18 protein-coding genes are annotated in these 17080 nt (G+C 74.1%); 10 read left to right on the top strand and 8 right to left on the bottom strand.

All coding sequences use genetic code 11. The features are described 5' to 3' along the window. Window positions 1-79: 79 nt before the first annotated feature. Complete coding sequence (locus BLW04_RS08285) at window positions 80-1570, bottom strand: amidohydrolase family protein (RefSeq protein WP_091538696.1); 1491 nt, start codon at window positions 1568-1570, stop codon at window positions 80-82. 240 nt (window positions 1571-1810) lie between these two features. On the opposite strand from BLW04_RS08285, the gene BLW04_RS08280 reads away from it, so the two are divergent. The 4 genes from BLW04_RS08280 (at window position 1811) to BLW04_RS08265 (ending at window position 5734) form a co-directional block, all read left to right on the top strand. Continuing rightward, window positions 1811-3010 (top strand): CaiB/BaiF CoA transferase family protein, encoded by a 1200-nt coding sequence (locus tag BLW04_RS08280; protein ID WP_091538480.1) that lies wholly within the window; start codon window positions 1811-1813, stop codon window positions 3008-3010. Next, window positions 3007-3738 (top strand): citryl-CoA lyase, encoded by a 732-nt coding sequence (locus BLW04_RS08275; RefSeq protein WP_175483957.1) that lies wholly within the window; start codon window positions 3007-3009, stop codon window positions 3736-3738. Before BLW04_RS08280 ends, BLW04_RS08275 begins: the two co-directional genes overlap by 4 nt. A gap of 104 nt (window positions 3739-3842) precedes the next feature. Further along, window positions 3843-4814, top strand: a complete 972-nt coding sequence (locus tag BLW04_RS08270; protein WP_091538477.1) for a zinc-binding dehydrogenase — start codon at window positions 3843-3845, stop codon at window positions 4812-4814. Between the two features lie 56 nt (window positions 4815-4870). After that, entirely contained in the window at window positions 4871-5734 is an 864-nt protein-coding gene (locus BLW04_RS08265) for a dioxygenase family protein (RefSeq protein WP_091538475.1), read from the top strand. A 45-nt stretch (window positions 5735-5779) separates the two neighbouring features. Here the strand turns inward: BLW04_RS08265 and BLW04_RS08260 are convergent, their stop codons facing one another. From BLW04_RS08260 to BLW04_RS08240, 5 genes are all read right to left on the bottom strand, one after another. Next, the gene (locus BLW04_RS08260) at window positions 5780-6175 is read right to left on the bottom strand and encodes a nuclear transport factor 2 family protein (RefSeq protein ID WP_091538473.1); all 396 of its coding nucleotides are present in this window, start codon (window positions 6173-6175) and stop codon (window positions 5780-5782) included. A gap of 300 nt (window positions 6176-6475) precedes the next feature. Beyond that, window positions 6476-7150, bottom strand: coding sequence for a response regulator (locus BLW04_RS08255; protein ID WP_091538471.1), 675 nt, complete (start codon window positions 7148-7150; stop codon window positions 6476-6478). Continuing rightward, a complete protein-coding gene (locus BLW04_RS08250; protein WP_091538469.1) occupies window positions 7147-7500 on the bottom strand; it encodes a sensor histidine kinase in 354 nt (117 codons plus the stop codon). The genes BLW04_RS08255 and BLW04_RS08250 overlap by 4 nt, the downstream gene beginning before the upstream one ends. Beyond that, window positions 7416-8423 carry a histidine kinase dimerization/phosphoacceptor domain-containing protein gene (locus tag BLW04_RS08245; protein WP_091538467.1) on the bottom strand — a complete coding sequence of 336 codons (1008 nt, stop codon included), beginning with the start codon at window positions 8421-8423 and terminating at the stop codon, window positions 7416-7418. Before BLW04_RS08245 ends, BLW04_RS08250 begins: the two co-directional genes overlap by 85 nt. After that, window positions 8420-8905, bottom strand: coding sequence for a DedA family protein (locus tag BLW04_RS08240; RefSeq protein WP_091538465.1), 486 nt, complete (start codon window positions 8903-8905; stop codon window positions 8420-8422). Before BLW04_RS08240 ends, BLW04_RS08245 begins: the two co-directional genes overlap by 4 nt. 289 nt (window positions 8906-9194) lie before the next feature. Between BLW04_RS08240 and BLW04_RS08235 the strand changes: the two genes are divergently transcribed. The 4 genes from BLW04_RS08235 to BLW04_RS08220 are packed head-to-tail and all read left to right on the top strand — an operon-like array spanning window position 9195 to window position 13049. Further along, window positions 9195-10400 carry a lysylphosphatidylglycerol synthase transmembrane domain-containing protein gene (locus tag BLW04_RS08235; RefSeq protein ID WP_175483956.1) on the top strand — a complete coding sequence of 402 codons (1206 nt, stop codon included), beginning with the start codon at window positions 9195-9197 and terminating at the stop codon, window positions 10398-10400. After that, window positions 10397-11803: a ferredoxin reductase family protein gene (locus BLW04_RS08230; protein ID WP_091538692.1), complete on the top strand. Its 1407-nt coding sequence runs from the start codon at window positions 10397-10399 to the stop codon at window positions 11801-11803. The genes BLW04_RS08235 and BLW04_RS08230 overlap by 4 nt, the downstream gene beginning before the upstream one ends. A gap of 29 nt (window positions 11804-11832) precedes the next feature. Then, window positions 11833-12267 (top strand): FMN-binding protein, encoded by a 435-nt coding sequence (locus BLW04_RS08225; RefSeq protein ID WP_217630915.1) that lies wholly within the window; start codon window positions 11833-11835, stop codon window positions 12265-12267. Further along, window positions 12264-13049 carry an FAD:protein FMN transferase gene (locus BLW04_RS08220; protein ID WP_217630914.1) on the top strand — a complete coding sequence of 262 codons (786 nt, stop codon included), beginning with the start codon at window positions 12264-12266 and terminating at the stop codon, window positions 13047-13049. Before BLW04_RS08225 ends, BLW04_RS08220 begins: the two co-directional genes overlap by 4 nt. A gap of 22 nt (window positions 13050-13071) precedes the next feature. Here the strand turns inward: BLW04_RS08220 and BLW04_RS08215 are convergent, their stop codons facing one another. Further along, a complete protein-coding gene (locus BLW04_RS08215; protein ID WP_254781177.1) occupies window positions 13072-13326 on the bottom strand; it encodes a VanZ family protein in 255 nt (84 codons plus the stop codon). Between the two features lie 831 nt (window positions 13327-14157). Between BLW04_RS08215 and BLW04_RS26595 the strand changes: the two genes are divergently transcribed. Then, entirely contained in the window at window positions 14158-14652 is a 495-nt protein-coding gene (locus BLW04_RS26595) for a hypothetical protein (protein ID WP_175483955.1), read from the top strand. Next, the gene (locus tag BLW04_RS26590) at window positions 14616-15479 is read left to right on the top strand and encodes a ferredoxin reductase family protein (RefSeq protein ID WP_175483954.1); all 864 of its coding nucleotides are present in this window, start codon (window positions 14616-14618) and stop codon (window positions 15477-15479) included. The genes BLW04_RS26595 and BLW04_RS26590 overlap by 37 nt, the downstream gene beginning before the upstream one ends. A gap of 7 nt (window positions 15480-15486) precedes the next feature. On the opposite strand, the gene BLW04_RS08200 is transcribed toward BLW04_RS26590, so the two are convergent. Beyond that, complete coding sequence (locus BLW04_RS08200) at window positions 15487-17070, bottom strand: alpha-amylase family glycosyl hydrolase (protein ID WP_254781176.1); 1584 nt, start codon at window positions 17068-17070, stop codon at window positions 15487-15489. Between the last annotated feature and the right edge of the window lie 10 nt (window positions 17071-17080).

Here is a 17080-nt window from a genome sequence, read left to right as displayed (position 1 = left end):
AGGGCCCCGCCCCGGCCCCGCTGCTGGGTCCCGCCGGGAGCCTGCGAGCGGTGGGGGGCTGCGGGGTCCTTTTCCTTCTTCAGCGCCCGAGGACCCGTTCCTCGCCGCCGGCGCGCTTGGACTGGTCCTTGTAGTCGGAGTACCGGTACGGGTTATCCAGCACCTCGGCCTCGGCCGACGGCAGCTCGGGGAACATCCCGTGCGCCCACACCTCCTCGCCGAGCGTCGACCGCAGGTGGTCGAGGGTGTCCTCGATCTCGGTGCGCACCGGCGCCAGGTCGATGCCGACCAGCTCGTGCGCGAACTTCACGACCCGGCCGTTGACCAGGACGGTGTGCACGTCGGCGCGCTGGGCCTGGAAGGCGACGTGGCCGTAGGGGTTCAGCAGCGGGAACGACACGGGGGAGCGGTCGTTCTTGATCAGGACGACGTCGGCCCGCTTGCCCGCCTGCAGGCTGCCGATGTCGTCGCGGCCCAGCGCAGCGGCGCCGCCGCGGGTGGCCCACTCGACCACGCGCTGGGCACGCAGCCGCAGGTGGGTGATGGTGTCGCCCTTGAGATGGGCGTCCATGTGCTCGGCCATGCGGTCGGCGTTCAGCGTCGCCCGCATGGCGGAGAACATGTCACCGCTCCACCACACGCTGGTGTCCATCGACAGCGACACCGGGATGCCGTACTGCAGGACCTGGGCGGTGGGCGCGTGCCCCTGCCCGGCGCTGCACTCCGACTCGGTCGCGACGGAGATGGACCCGCCGGTGGCTGCGATCCGCTGGTAGGAATCGGCCGTGAGCGTGGCCGCGTGCACGTAGATGGTCTCGGGCGTCATGAACCCGTGCTCGTGCATGAGCCGGATGCCGTCGTCGTTGGTGGCGGCCCAGACACCGGCGTGCGTCGTCACCGGGATGCCGAGTTCGCGCGCGGCCTCGAAGGCGGCCCGCTCCGGAAAACTGGGGTCGCCGGTGACGTCGAAGGCGATCTGCACGCCCATCAGGTCGTCGCCGCCGTCGCGCAGCCGCTCCAGCAGCGCACGGACGGCGGGGTCGGCGGTCCACTCCCACGGCCCGGCCTGGATGTTGCCGTAGGCCAGGACGAACCGGCCCGGCACCGATCGGAGCGCCTCGACCGCGGCCTCGGCGTGCTCGACGCTCTGCAGCCCGTGGGACCAGTCGACGGTCGTGGTCACGCCCGCGTCGAGGGACTCGATGGCCGAGAGCCGGTTGCCGGCGGCGATGTCCTGGGGCCGGAAGTGCTTGCCGTGCTCGAGGTAGTACCAGACGAAGTACTGCGTGAGCGTCCAGTCGGCCCCGTAGCCGCGCATGGCGGTCTGCCACATGTGGCGGTGGGTGTCGATCATCCCCGGCATCACGATGCCGCCGCGGGCGTCGATCTCCCGGGTGCCCTCCGGGACGTCGAGCCCCGATCCGACGGCGGCGAGGCGGTCGCCGACCACCAGGACGTCGGCGTCGGGAAGGACCGTCGACGCGTCGCCCATGGTCAGCACGGTCCCGCCGCGCAGGACCACCGGCCGTCCTGCGACGGGGGGCTCGGCCGGGGGCTCGGACTGGCTCATCGGTTCCTCCTGGACGTCGTCGTCACGGAACCGGACCGTCGTCCGCTGCGCGGTCAACCGGTCCAGTAGCGACACCTTCGCCGGGCCGGATCGGGCCTGTCAAGCGCTTCCGGCGTGGGCCCGCAGTGCGGATCGGCCGAGGCTTGACAGCGCTTCGTCGCCGCGCCAACACTGCGGTGCACGCCGCACGGACAATGGTCCGGGGATCCTGCGGGCCGGACGACGAGCGCTGGGAGACCGATGACCGCAGATCTGGCCGATCCGCCCGGGGGCGGCCCGCTGGCCGGACTGCTCGTCGCCGACTTCTCCCGCATCCTCGCGGGCCCGTACGCCACCATGCTGCTGGCCGACCTGGGCGCCGAGGTGGTCAAGGTCGAGGGGCCGGGCGGGGACGACACCCGCACCTGGCAGCCCCCGGTCCGCGACGGTGTCGCCACGTACTACCTGGGGGTCAACCGCAACAAGCGGTCGGTCGCCCTCGACCTGAAGGACCCGGCGGACGCCCAGCTCGCCCGGGAACTCGCGCGCCGGGCCGACGTCCTCGTCGAGAACTTCAAGCCCGGGGGGCTGGCCCGCTTCGGGCTGGACTACGACACCGTCGCGACTGGGAACCCGGGCCTGGTCTACGCGTCCATCAGCGGCTTCGGCAGCGGTCCCGGGGGCCGGGCGCTGCCGGGGTACGACCTCATCGTGCAGGCCATCTCGGGGTTCATGAGCCTGACCGGCGACACCGACGGCGAGCCGTACCGCGCCGGCGTCGCGCTCTTCGACGTCATGGCCGGGATGCACGCGACGATCGGCGTCCTCGCCGCGCTGAACTCCCGCCGCGAGACCGGCCAGGGGCAGCACGTCGAGGTGAACCTGCTGTCCTCGGCGCTGTCGGGCCTGGTGAACCAGACCAGCGCTTTCGTGGCCGGCGGCGTCGTGCCGTTCCGGATGGGCAACAGCCACCCCAGCCTGTTCCCCTACGAGCCGCTGCCGTGCGCCGACGGCGAGCTGATCGTCACCGCGGGCAACGACGGGCAGTTCCGCCGGCTGTGCGAGGTCCTCGGCCTGCCGGAGCTCCGCGACGACCCGCGCTTCCTGCGCAACGAGGACCGCACCGCCCACCGGGACGAACTCCGCCCGCTGCTGGTCGAGCGGCTGCGGACCCGCCCCAAGCTGGACTGGTTCCGGGACATCATCGCCGCAGGCGTCCCCTGCGGCCCGATCAACACCATCGACCAGGGAGTCGCCTTCGCCGAGGAGGTGGGGCTGGACCCCGTGGTCACGGTGGGGGAGGGGGCCGCCGCCGTCCCGTCGGTGCGCAACCCCATCACCTTCTCCGCGACGGCGGCGGAGTACCGGCTGCCCCCACCCACCCTGGACCAGCACGGCGTCGAGCTCCGCCGCTGGCTGGGCGAGCCGGCCCACCCCGCTGACGAGGAGCGAACCGCGTGACCGACGAAGCCCCCGGGCTGTCCTTCCCGACCTCGTTGGGCACCTCCACGGCCGAGGAGATCCGGCTGCTCGGGCAGGACCTGACCGCGGACCTGATGGGGTCGGTCGGCTTCGGCGAACTGGCGTTCTGGCTGGTGGCCCTGCGTCGCCCGACCCCGTCGGAGACCCGCGTGTTCGAGGCGGTGCTGGTCGCCCTGGCCGACCACGGGTTCACCCCGACGGCGATCGCGGCCCGGCTGACCTACCTCTCCGCGCCGGACTCCCTACAGGGCGCGCTCGCCGCCGGACTGCTCGGCGGCGGCTCCCGGTTCCTCGGCGTGACCGAGGACTGCGGCACCTACCTGCACGAGGTGCTCGAGCGGCACGGCGCCTCCGGACCGGGTGCCGAGCTGCCTGCGGACGACGCCGGCTGGGACGCCCTGGCCCTGGCGGCGGTCACCGAGACCCGTGCCGCCGGGCGGTTCGTCCCCGGCCTCGGGCACCCGGTGCACAAGGAGCGTGACCCGCGGACCCCCGTGCTCGTCCGGATCGCCGAGGAGGAGGGGCTGCGCGGGCCGCACCTCCGGCTGTTCGAGGCGATCGGCCGCGTGCACGAGCAGGTGCTCGGCCGGCGGCTGCCGCTCAACGGGGCCGGGGTCTGCGGCGCGGCGCTGGCCGACCTGGGCCTGCCGGTGGAGCTGCTGCGCGGGTTCGCGCTGCTGGCCCGCGCGGCCGGGCTCCTCGGTTAGATCGCCGAGGAACGCCGGCGGCCCATCGGCATGCAGGCGTACCTGGCCGTGGACCGCAACGCCGTCTACGTCGAGCCCGCCGACGGCTGACGCAGGGAGGACCGGTGCGCGCCGCAGTGCTGGACACCCTCGGGGAGGAGCCGGTCGTCCGAGACCACCCCGAGCCGGGCGAGGCCGCCGGGCACACGCTGGTCTCGGTGACCGCCGCGCCGATCGTCCCGCTGGACCAGCTGGTCGCGTCCGGCACCTCCTACTTCGGCCGGCCCGTCACCCCGTACGTGCCGGGCACCCAGGGCGTCGGCGTGGTGGCCCGGTCGGACGTCCTGCCCGCGGGCACCCGGGTCTTCTTCGCCACGTCCGCCGGCATCGGGGCCGGGAACGGCAGCCTGGCCCAGCGTTGCCTGGTCCCGGACGACGCCGTCGTCCCCCTGGACCCCGGGGTGCCCGACGCGGCGGCCGCGGCACTGGGGATGTCGGCCGTCGCGGCGTGGATGGCGCTCACTGAGCGTGGCCGCCTGCAGCCGGGGGAGCGGGTGCTGGTCCTCGGGGCGGGTGGTGCGGTGGGGCAGGTCGCGGTCGCCGCGGCGAAGGTGCTGGGCGCCGGGCGGGTGGTGGCCGTCTGCCGGTCCGCGGCGGCCCAGGAGCGGGCCCGGCGGGCGGGGGCCGACGCGGTCGTGCTGCTCGCCGGGGACGTCGACGAGCTCACGGCCCGGTTGCGGGACGCCTGCGGGAGCAGCGCGGACGTCGTCGTCGACCCGGTCTTCGGCGTCGCGGCCACCGCAGCCTGCCGGGTGCTGGCCGACCGCGGGCGCCTGGTCAACCTCGGTGGTGCCGCCGGAGACCTCGCCGAGTTCTCCTCCGCCGTGCTGCGCAGCCGCACCGTCGACGTCCTCGGCTACACCAACGCCGCGCTGCGCCCCGGCCAGCGCCGGCAGGCGCTCGAGGCGGTGTTCCGGCACGCCCGGACCGGCCGCCTGGCCGTGGCCCACGAGCAGGTGCCGCTGGCCGACGCCCGGGCGGCGTGGCGACGTCAGGCGGCCGGCCAGGCCGGCGTGCGGTTGGTCCTGACGCCCTGACCCATCCCACGACACGGCCGGCAGCAGCCGGCCGTGCGACCCGACAGGAGGACCCCGTGCAACTGGTCACCGAGGACAACATCACCGAGCTGGCCGTCGAGCGGTGGGCCACCGCGCGCGACCCGCGGCTGTCCGAGCTCATGACGGCCCTGGTGCGGCACCTGCACGAGTTCGCCCGGGAGGTGCGGCTGACCGAGGCCGAGTGGATGGCCGCGATGCAGTGGCTGACCCGGGCCGGCCAGATCAGCGACGACAAGCGGGAGGAGTTCATCCTCGCCTCCGACGTCCTCGGGTTGTCGATGCTCGTCGTCCAGATGAACCACCGGCTCGATCCGGCGGCGACCCCCGCGACGGTGCTCGGGCCCTTCCACATCGAGGGCTCGCCCGAACTCGGCTACGGGGAGGACATGTCCGACGGGGTGCCCGGTACCCCCCTGTACCTCTCCGGGACCGTCCGCGACCTCGACGGGAACCCGGTCGCCGGCGGTGTGCTCGACGTCTGGCAGGCCGACACCGAGGGCGCCTACGAGTCGCAGCTGCCGGATGTCGACGAGGCACGGCTGCGGGCCAAGTACACGACCCGGCAGGACGGCGGCTACTGCGTGCGCACCATCGCGCCGAAGGGGTACACGATCCCGATGGACGGGCCGGTCGGGGACCTGGTTGAGCGAACCGCGATCAGCCACTTCCGGCCGGCGCACGTCCACTTCCTGATCAACGTGCCGGGCCACGAACCGCTGATCACCCACCTGTTCCAGGAGGGGGCGGAGTACCTGGACAGCGATGTCGTCTTCGGCACGAAGGAGGAGCTCGTGGTCCGGTTCGAGCAGCGGGAGCCCGGCGCGACCCCGGAAGGCGGGACGTCGGCCACGCCCTGGGTCGAGGGCCGCTACGACTTCGTGCTGCAGCGCCGGTCCTGAGGCGCCCGGTCCTGAGGAGCCTCATCCTGAGGCGCCGGCCCAGGATCAGGCGGGCAGCGACGTCGGGGCGTAGGCCAGCAGCGCCCAGTCGCCGGCGCCCCTCGTCCACACCGCGAGGGCCAGGTTGTCGATGGTCTTGGGCGTGCCGTCGACCTCCAGGTCGGCGGTCATTCTGCCGACCACGATCGCGGTGTCACCGACGACGGCGACGCGTTCCACCGGGTGGTCGATGCGGCGGTAGACGTAGTAGCCGGAGCGAACCTTGTCCAGGTACTCGGCCCTGGTGTCCCTGGCGCCGCTGGAGTGGGCATAGCTCAGGTCGTCGGCGCACAACGCGCCGAGCGTCGTCAGGTCGGCGTCGGTCATGGCCCGGTAGCGGCGGTCCTCCGCCGCCAGCACCGCACGCACGTCCTCGGACCCGTTCGCGTCGCCCTCTCCCATGGGCCGATCATTCCGGACCTGGACCCCGAGTCGCAGCCCGGACTCCTCGCCGTGGAGGCGGTGACGCTCCGGTGACGGTCGTTCCGCTGGAACCGGGGGAGGAGACCCGCCCGCTTCACGGGAGGGCGCTGCCGGGCGGCCGGCTGTGCGACGGCGACGTGGCCATCAGCTGGACGCGCAGCCACGTCGACCGGCCGGACCCGGCCTCGGCGACCGGACGGCCGCTGTTCAGCCGGGACTGCCCGCTGTTCGACCTGCGCCTGCCCGGCGGCGCGGACCTGTGGCCGCTACCTGAAGAGGTCAGGAGTCGCCGGGCCGCACCAGGCCCGTCTGGTAGGCCAGCACGACCAGCTGGGCGCGGTCCCGGACCCGCAGCTTGCTCATCGCCCGGTTGACGTGGGTCTTGACGGTCAGCGGGGAGAGGTGCAGACGGGCCGCGATCTCCTCGTTGCTCGACCCGTGCGCGACGAGGGCGACCATCTCGCGTTCCCGGTCGGTGAGGACGTCGAGCGTCGCGTCCGGCCGGCCGGGGGAGGCGTGTGGGGGCTGGGCCAGGAAGCGCGCGATCAGACTGCGGGTGGCCCGGGGTGTCAGCAGAGCGTCCCCACGGGCGACCACGTGGATGGCGTCGAGCAGCTCCTCGGGCTCGACGCTCTTGCCCAGGAACCCGCTGGCCCCCGAGCGCAGGGCCTCGAAGACGTACTCGTCGGCTTCGAAGGTGGTCAGCACGATCACCCGTACGTCGGGGAGTTCCGGTGACCCGGTGATCTGCCGGGATGCGGCCAGCCCGTCCATACCCGGCATCCGGATGTCCATCAGCACGACGTCCGGCCGCAGCGCGAAAGCTTGCCGCACCGCCTCCTCGCCCTTCCCGGCCTCACCGACCACCTCCAGGTCCGGCGCGCTGTCGACCAGCGCCGCGAACCCCGACCGGATGAGCACCTGGTCGTCGGCGATGAGCACGCGCACCGTCATGGCCGGTCCCGGGGGATCTCGGCGGACAGGGTGAACACGCCGTCCGGGCCGAGGCCCGTGGCGAGCCGGCCGTGCACGGCCTCGACCCGCTCCCGCATGCCGATCAGGCCATGACCGCCGCCGGACGACGCCGGGCCGGTGCCGCTGACCGGGTTGCGCACCTCGATGCGGACACCTCCCGCGGTGTGGTCGATCGTCAGCTCTCCGGTGCCGCTCCCATGCTTGACGGCGTTGGTCAGCGACTCCTGCACGACCCGGTAGGCGGTCAGGTCGCTGATCGACGACAGCGCGTCCGGCTCGCCGGTGAACGTAGCGGTGAGGTCGAGTCCGGCCTGCCGGGCGGAGTCCACGAGCGACCCGACGCGGGCCAGACCCGGCGTCGGCTCGGTCGGCCCGCCTCCTCGTCGGTGCGCAGCAGGCCGACCACCGCCGACATCTCCGTCAGCACGGTTTTGCTCGCGTCGCGGACCAGGCCCAGGGCCAGCAGGGCCTGCTCCGGGCGGGTCGTCAGGAGGTGCCGGGCCACCCCGGCCTGCACGTTGATCACCGAGATGTGGTGGGCCACGATGTCGTGCAGTTCCCGGGCGATCCGCACGCGCTCGTCGGTGACGCGGCGCTCGGCCTCCTCCTCACGGGTCAGCTCGGCCTGCCGCGCGCGGGCCTCGGCGGCCTCCAGGGCCGAGCGCTGGCTGCGGACGGCGACGCCGACCGCGGCCGCTGCACCGCTGAAGGCCAGGATCGACAGGGCGGGTGAGTCCCCGTGCTCGTCCAGCCACGCGCCCTCCGCCACGGCCATGGCGACGGCGTACGCCGCCGTGCTGGCGGCCGTCGCCAGGACGGTGCTGCGCAGCGGGGCGCGGCTGCCGACGGTGTACAGCGCGAGGAACGTCAGCAGCGCCAGGGTGGGACCCCCGCCGCCGTGCAGCACCGCAGCCACCCCGGCGAGCAGCGCGACGGCCCACACCCCCAGCGGATGGCTGCGGCGGAGCACCAGGGCGATCGCGGCGACGGCCAGCAAGGCCAGGGTTCCGGCGTCCGCGGTCCCGCCGCCCCGATCTCCGCGGGACTGGCCGGGCAGCGCGAGGAAGAGAACCGCGGCGGCCAGCGTGGCGTCCACCAGGCGCGGATGGGCCGCGGTCCACCGCCGCAGCGCCGTCAGTCGCGCGCCGACCAGCGGTCCCACCCCGGTAGCGGCCGGCGGCCCGGCGCGGCCCGCTGGCACGGGAGGTCGGTCGTCGGCGGCGGGCAGCACGAACCGGGAGTCTGCCGTCACTGCCGCACCCGGAGTGCCCGGCCCCGGCGCAGCACCAGCAGCCCGCTGACCGCGATGGCCGCCAGCGCGTAGGTCGAGGCGGAGGAGAGGACGGCGGTGAGCACCGTCTCCCACGATGCGGCGAGCGCCGTCCCCAGGGCGATCAGCGCGGCGTTCCAGGCGAATGAGCCGACCGCGGTGAAGAGCAGGAAGCGCCCCACGGGCATGCGCAGCGTGCCCGCGGGGATCGACACCACGCTGCGGAGGCCGGGCACCAGTCGCGCCAGCAGCACGATGCCGTCCCCGCGCCGGGCGAACCACGACTCCGTGCGGTCCAGTCTGTCCCCGGTGACGCCGAGGAAGCGGGGCAGCCGCAGCACCATCGGCCGGCCGCCGAGCCGGCCCAGGGCGTACAGGGCCCAGGCCCCCAGCACCGACCCGGCGGTCGCCGACAGGGCGGCGGCCCAGAACAGCAGCTGCCCCGCGGAGACCTGCAGCCCCACGACGGGGAGGACGACCTCGACGGGATGGGCAGCACGTTCTCGGCCAGCATCACCAGGGCGAGGCCGGCGTAGCCGACGCTGTCCACGACCTGTTCTGCGGCCGTCGTGACGCCGGCCAGGACGCTCATCGGCTCGTTCCGGGGCTCCGCGGTGTCATACCTCGACTCTCCCCGACCAGCGGTGCGCCGTCGTCGTCCCGCCGCAGGCTCTGCCGGTACAGCGGACGCAGTACGGAAAGAGCCTGCCGCAGGACGACGACGGACGGAAGCCGGCGGGCGACGCTGAGCACGTGGTCATCGAGTCCGTCCTCCCGTTCCCCGCCTTCCGGCCGGCCCTGCCGTCCAGCGCCCTGCCGTCCAGCGCCCTGCCGTGCACCGCCCCGCGGGCGCGACGGCTGACCGGCCGGGTCGCGAGGTGGGTCGTGCTGGCGGCGGTGGTCGGGTACCTCGTCGTACCGCAAATCACCGGCGCGGGGAGCAGCTGGCAGCTGCTCGTCGGCGTCGACCTCACATGGCTGCTCGTCGCCGTCGGTCTGGAGGCCGCCTCGCTGGCGGTTTACGCCGCGCTGACCCGCGCCATGCTGCCGCGCCTCGAGCGGCCGAGCTACCGCACCGTGCTCGGGATCGACCTGGCCACCCTGGCCGCCAGCCACGTCGTGCCCGGCGGGTCGGCGGTCGGGCTCGGGCTGGGCTACCGGCTGCTGACCCGCGCCGGGGTGAGTGGACCGGCCGCGGTGTTCGCCAAGGCCACGCAGTCGATCGGCTCGGCGGTGGTGCTGAACCTCCTGCTGTGGGGCGCACTGGTGGCGTCCCTCCCGCTGCACGGGTTCAGCCCGGTCTACGGGCCGGTCGCGCTGACCGGCCTGGTCCTGCTGAGCGCCGCGGCCGTCCTGTTGGGCCTCCTCCTGCGTGGGGACGATCGGATCGCGACCTGGCTGGCCAGGCAGGTGGCCCGCCTGCCGCGCGTCTCCGGGGAGGGCGTGCGTGCGGCCGTCCTCACCGGCACCGGGCACCTGCGGGTCTTCGCCGCGGACCGGCGCCTGCTCGCGACCACCGGCCTGCTGGCGGCCGCCAACTGGCTGCTGGACGCGGCCGCCCTGTGGGCATGCGTCCGCGCGTTCGGCCACTCACTGGGGCCGGACGGGCTGCTGGTGTCCTACGGCATCGCCGCCGTCCTGGCTGCGCTGCCGGTCACGCCGGCCGGGCTCGGCGTCGTCGAGGCCTTCCTGATCCCCTCCCTGGTCGCCTTCTCCGTGCCGCACGGCGTGGCGGTCCTGGGCGTCCTCGCCTGGCGGGCGCTCAGCTTCCTGCTGCCGGTCCCGATCGGCGGGGTGAGCTACCTGCTCCTGCAGACCCACAGCCGGAGCACAGCCGGTCATGCGACCGAACTCAGCTCCGTTGGCGACGCTGGGCGTCCACCACTTCCGAGGAGTTCCGTGCCGGACGACGAGTTGCAGCTCAGCGGGTGCCCCCGCGCCGTGGTCGGCGCCGCGTGACCGCCGTCGCGACCCCCTGGGCCGCCGCTCCGGTGACCGCCATCGTCGATGGTGCGCGCGCCCGGCTCGACGCCGGCGTCCGGCTGGCCGCCCTGGTGGCACTGTGGTCGAGCCTGCTGCTGGTCACCTACTGGTGGGCCACCGGCGGCGGCTTCCAGGACCTCGGTTCCTGGGCCGACGGGCTCACCTCAACCGGCCGGCTGACCGGCCTGCTCGCCTCGGACCTGCTGCTGGTGCAGGTTCTCCTGATGGCCCGGGTGCCGACGCTGGAGCACGCCTTCGGACAGGACCGGCTGGCCCGCGTCCACCGGCTGGTCGGCTTCACGTCCTTCAACGCGATGCTGGCGCACATCGGCCTGATCACCTGGGGCTACGCCGCCGGGAAGCTGGGCCGGACGCCGGCCACGCTGTCGGAGCTGACCGTCGACTACCCCGGCATACTGCTGGCCGTCGCCGGCACCGCGTGCCGGGTTCTGGTGGTCGTCAGCAGCGTGAAGGCGGCCCGCCGCAGACTGCGCTACGAGTCCTGGCACCTGCTGCACCTCTACGCCTACCTCGGCGTCGGTCTGGCGCTGCCGCACCAGCTGTGGACCGGCCAGGACTTCCTGGCCTCGACGGCCCGGACGGTCTTCTGGTGGGGGCTCTGGATCGCCTGTGCGGTGTCAGTGCTCGTCTGGCGCGTGGCCCTGCCGCTGTGGCGCAGCGCCCGGTACCGGGTACGCGTCACCTCCGTGGTGCCCGAGGGCGAGGGGATCGTGTCGGTGCACATGGCCGGTCGCCGCGGCATGCGGCTGTCCGCCGAGGCCGGGCAGTTCTTCACCTTCCGCTTCCTGTCGGGCCGGGGCTGGACCCGGGCCCATCCCTACTCGCTGTCGGCAGCCCCGGACGGCCGGAACCTGCGGATCACCGTGCAGGTGGTCGGCGACGGCAGCGCCTCGCTACGACTGCTGCGCCCGGGTACCCGCGTCCTGGTGGAAGGGCCCTACGGGCGGCTGTGCGCCCGGGCCCGCACCCGCCCGAAGCTGGCGTTCATCGGTGCCGGGGTCGGGATCACGCCACTGCGGGCGCTGGCCGAGGCGCTGGACTACGCGCCCGGGGACGCGGTCCTGCTCTACCGGTATTCCGGCCGGCCGTTGTTCCAGCAGGAGATCGAGGTCATCGCCGCCGAGCGGGGGCTGCAGGTCATCGCCCTGCCGGGGCACCGGCGGGCCCCGGGGTCGTGGCTCGGCGACGGCGTCGGCCCGGCCAGTGACCTCACCGCGCTCGCCTCCTGGGTGCCCGACATCGCCGACCGCGACGTCTACGTCTGCGGCCCCGACCCCTGGTCCGACGACGTCCGCCACACCACCGAGGCCGCCGGCCTCCCCGCTGACCGTTTCCACGTCGAGAGCTTTGGTGGGTGACTGCAGTGCGACGCATCGTCCTCTGGTTGATGAGCACTCTGACCGTGCTGGTGCTGGTGTTCGGGTACCACACGTCCACGTCGTCGACGTCAGCGACGGCTTCGGCCAGCGGCGGGTCCACCGTCCTCGCCCCCGTCACGGGCGGCACGGGGACGACGTCGAGCGGCACCGGCGGGACGTCGTCGACGGCCACCACGGTCACCGGCGACGCCGCCTCGACGCGCTGGGGCCCGGTCCAGGTGGAGCTGACCATCGCTAACGGCACGATCACCGACGTCTCGGTCGTCGAGTACCCGAACAACAACGGTCAGGACCGGCAGATCAACGCCCGCGCGCTGCCCGTCCTCGTGCAGGAGACGCTGGACGCGCAGAGCGCGCACATCGACATGGTCAGCGGGGCGACCGTCACCTCCGACGGGTACGTCGGGTCGCTGCAGAGCGCCCTGGACCGGGCCGGCCTGTGAGCCGCCCGACCCGGTACGTCGAGCACGTCATGGGCCTGCCGATCAGCCTCGCGCTGCGCGGCAGGCACACCGACGACGCGGCGGCGCGAGCGGCCTGGGTGGAGGTGATGGGCGTCCTGCGCGAGGTCGACCGGGTGTTCAGCACCTACCGGGCCGATTCAGCCATCTCCCGGCTGGGCCGCGGTGAGGTCGGCCTGGAGGGCTGCCCACCCGAGGTCGCCGAGGTGCTGGCCCTCGGCGCCACCGCCGAGCGCGAGTCGGGCGGGGCCTTCAGCGTCCGGCTCCCCGCCGCCGGCGGCGGAACCGTCCTGGACCCCAGCGGGGTGGTCAAGGGGTGGGCGGTCGACCGCGCGGCCGCACCCATTCGGGACCTGGCGGACACCGATTTCTGCCTGTCCGCCGGTGGTGATCTGACCTGCCGCACCCTCGACGCCGCGGGCGCCCCGTGGCGGATCGGGGTCGAGGACCCGGCCGACCCCGGCCGCGTCCTCGCGGTGGTCCCGGTCTTCACCGGCGCCGTCGCCACGTCCGGCACGACCCACCGCGGCCAGCACCTCGTCGACGCACGCACCGCCCGCCCGCCCAGCGGCGTCGCCTCGGTCACCGTCGTCGCGGGCTCGCTGACCTGGGCCGACATCGACGCCACCGCCGCCTACGCGCACGGGCCCGAGGCAGCGCACTGGCTGGAGACCCGGCCCGGACGCTCCGGCCTCGTGGTCTGGGACGACGGCACGACGACCGTCGTGGCGCCGGTGCTGCAGACGGCCGACCGGCACCCCTGAGGAGCGTCGCGCCGGTTCAGCGCTACGACCCTGCCACGGTTCTCCGGCGGACGTGGGCGACGACCAGCCCGGTGGCGACGGCGCCGGCGGTGTTCAGGACGGCGTCCAGCGGGGATACGACCCGGCCGAGCGGCAACGCCCACTGCAGCAGCTCGATGGCGGCGCCCGTGGCCAGGGACACGGCGGTCAGCCGGCGGATCCGGCCGAGCGCCGGCCAGCGCACGGCCAGCGCCGACGGCACCGCGAACAGGGCGAGGTTGCCGGCCAGCTGCAGCATCGTCGCGGTCGAGTCCAGACCGCTGAGGTACCAGCGCAGCTCTCCGAAGGGCGACCCCCAGGTCCAGCCCCGTCCTGGGGGGCAGCGTCAGCAGGGCGACTCCGGCCAGCGACGCCAGCAGGCAGGTCGTTCAGCTCCTCCCCGCGAGCGACCCGCGGTGCACGATCGCGAGTCGCTCGGGAGGGCGTCGGTCGAGCAGCAGCTGCCCGCTCCGGCCCGGGGCGGGGAGTCCGTGCTGCCAGTCGTCGTCCATGACCGGGCGTGCGCCGCCGCACCGGCCGCAACCGGTGCGGGGACTGGGCGTCGGCTGTGCGGTCCTGGCCCGGTACTGCGACTGCGGTAGTCGGCAGAGCCTGCGCCGGGACGACGACGGACGGCGCGCGGCTGGCCACGATGGAGTCGTGTCCACCGACCCCCGCCCTGCCCGTCCGGGGCGGGCCGGCGACCGACACGACTCACAGCCGGCCCATGGCCGGCGATCGCTGGGAGCCCAGTCCCCTCGCGGACGGCGTGGTGTCCCATGTCAGCAGAGGAGTTCCGTGACCGACAAGGACCGGCACCGCATCACCCGCCGGGTCAGCAGGGGGGCCCGGAGGTGACCGGGCGGCACGTGGACGCCGGCACAGCGCCGGGCCGGCGGTCCTTTCTCCTCCTGACCGTCGCGACCGTGCTCGGTCTCTGGTTCGGCGTCAGCGCGCCGGAGGTCTCCCCGGTGGCTGCGCCGGCGCCCGCTGTCCAGGTCCAGCCGGCCGACGCTGTCGTGCCTGTGGTTCCCGATGCCCCGGTGGTTCCCGAGCCGGACGACCAGCGGCCGCGCCGGGCTGGTGGACGATGACGTCCACCATCCGGGCAGACGTCCCGGTCCGGGCCGTCCGTCCGCGGTTCCTCGACCGCGCCACCGTCCTGACGGCGCTGGGCCTCGGCGTGCTCACGGTCTCGACGTGGCCCCTGGTCCTCGCAGCGCTGGGACCGGGGCTGTCACTCATGGCCGTTCTCGCGCACGTCTGCGGCATGCTCGCCGGCTACGGCGTCCTCGTCCTGCTCCTGTTCGTCTCCCGGACGCCGGCGCTCGAGCAGGGCATCGGAGCGGACGTCCTCGCGCGCTGGCACGCCCGGGGCGGGCGGGCCGTCGTCGGACTGGTGGTGGTGCACGGGGGCGCGGCCATCGCGGCCTGGGCGCAGGCGCGCAACGAGGGCGTGCTCGCCGGTGCCTGGGAGGTGCTGGGCATGCCGGCGCTGCCGGCGGCGACGGCGCCGCCGCGGTCTCCGCACGGGCCGCCCGCAAGCGAGTGCGGCACGAGACCTGGCACGGGCTGCACCTGCTGATGTACGTGGCGATCGCGCTGTCCTTCGGGCACATGCTCGCCGGCCCGGACCTCGCCGGGCACCTCGTCCTGCAGATCGGCTGGGCGCTGGCCTACACCCACGTGTTCGCCCTCGCGCTGCGTCATCGGGTGCTGACCCCGCTACGGCAGGCGGCCCGGCACAGGCTGCGGGTCGACGTGATCCGGACGGAGGGACCGGGGGTCGTCTCGATCACCGTCGAAGGCCAGCACCTGGAGGAGCTGCGCGCCGAGTCCGGCCAGTTCTTCCGGTGGCGGTTCCTCACCCCTGACCACTGGCTCAACGCGCACCCGTTCTCGCTGTCCGCCCCGCCGACGGCCACGACGCTGCGCCTGACCGTGAAGGCCCTGGGCGACGGAACCCGCGATCTGCAGAACGTCCCGGTGGGCACCTGGGTGATCGCCGAAGGGCCGTACGGCGCGGTGACCTCCGCGCGCCGGACCCACCGGAACGTACTGCTGATCGCGGGCGGGGTGGGGATCACCCCGATGCGCGCGCTCTTCGAGACACTGGCACTCGGCCCGGGGGAGGACCTGCTGCTGCTGTACCGGGCCCGCACCCTCGAGGACCTGCTGTTCCGACACGAACTTGACGACATCGCGGCCCGACGAGGCGCCCGGGTGGCCTACCTCCTGGGCCCGGACCGTGCGGCCCTCTCCGCCACGGAACTCCAGCGTCTCGTTCCCGACCTGACCGGTCGGGACGTGTACCTGTGCGCGTCGCCGCCGGTGATGGCCGCGGTGGGCCGGTCGCCGCGGGAGGCGGGGCTGCCGCCCGAACAGCTGCACGAGGAGCGCTTCGGCTTCTGACGGTCGGTCAGGCGGGAAGCCGCAGCAGGACCGCCTCGCTGGGCTGCAGCGTGAGGTCCCGGACGGCGGACCTGCGCGGGGCGACGGACGACGGCGCCCACTCCGGGTCGGTGGAGAGGAGCACGGTGCACTCGCCGCCGGGCAGGGCGTCGCCGGTCAGGCGCCGGGGTTCCACCGCGAAGTTGACCGCGGCCAGCAGGCGTTCGCCGTCCCCGGTGCGCAGCCAGGCGAGGACGCCGGGGCCGGCGTCCAGGACCTGTTGCCCACCCGACTGCAGGGTGGGGGAGGCGGCGCGCAGCGCGGCCAGCCGGCGGACGAGCGACAGCATGGACCGGGGATCGGCCGCCTGGCGCTGCACGCACAACTGCTCGGCGTCCTCGACCACCGGCAGCCACGGCTCCCCGGTGGAGAACCCGGCCCCCGGGCCGGCGACCGACGGCGGGCGCCACGGAAGGGGTGCCCGCTCCGGGTCCCGGCCGTCGACGTCCACGACCCGGTCCGGCGGGACGACGGCGTCGGGCAGCCCCAGCTCGTCCCCCTGGTAGAGGAACGGCGTGCCGCGCAGCGCGGTCAGCAGCAGCGCGACGGCCCGCGCTCGGGCCGGCCCGTGGCCGCCATCGTCGTACCGCGTCGCGATCCGGGAGTGGTCGTGGTTGCCGAGGAACCAGGCGGGCCAGGCATCCGGCTCCGCGAGCCGCTGGAAGTCCTCGATCACCGTGCGGAAGGCGCCGGCGTCCCACGGGAGGTGCAGGAAGACGAAGTTGTGCGCCAGGTGGAGCTGGTCGCCACCGCTGAGGTGGTCGACCACCCGCTGGACGTCGAGCAGGTACACCTCACCGACGATCATCCGGTCCGGATACTCGTCGACCACCCGCCGGATGGCACGGAGGCGCTCGTGCACGGTCGGCCAGTCCTGGTCGTGGCGACGGGTGGAGCCGGCGTTGCTGCGCAGGAGCGGGTCCTTGGCCAGCCGCTGGAGTGCGTCGATCCGGAGACCGTCCACGCCGCGGTCCAGCCAGAACCGGACGACGTCGTGCATCGCGGCCTCGACCGCGGGGTTCTCCCAGTTCAGATCGGGCTGCTGCGGGGTGTAGGAGTGCAGGTACCACTGCGCGGTGCCCTCGTCGAAGTTCCAGGCCGGACCGACCGCGCCGAACTCCGACCGCCAGTCGTTGGGCGGGCCCCCGTCCGCGGCGCCGTCCCGCCAGACGTACCAGTCCCGGCGCGGGTGCTCGCGGCCGGACCGGGACTCCACGAACCACGGGTGCTGGTCGGAGCTGTGGTTGGGCACCCAGTCCAGGACGACGCGGATGCCGCGCCCATGGCAGTCGGCGATGAGCTGGTCGAGGTCGGCGAGGGTGCCGAACAGCGGGTCGACGTCGCAGTAGTCGGCCACGTCGTAGCCGAAGTCGGCCATCGGCGACGGGAAGACCGGCGACAGCCAGACCGCCTCGGCGTGCAACTCCGACAGGTGGTCCAGGTGCGCCCGGAGACCGGGCAGGTCGCCGACGCCGTCCCCGTTGCCGTCGGCGAACGAGCGCGGATAGACCTGGTAGATGGCGCCGCGCTGCCACCACGGCGTCATTGCCATGCGCGGCAGC

The organism is Modestobacter sp. DSM 44400 (assembly GCF_900107175.1).
In the GTDB taxonomy this organism is placed as follows: Bacteria; Actinomycetota; Actinomycetes; order Mycobacteriales; family Geodermatophilaceae; genus Modestobacter.
This window is presented reverse-complemented; position numbering and strand designations above follow the sequence as displayed.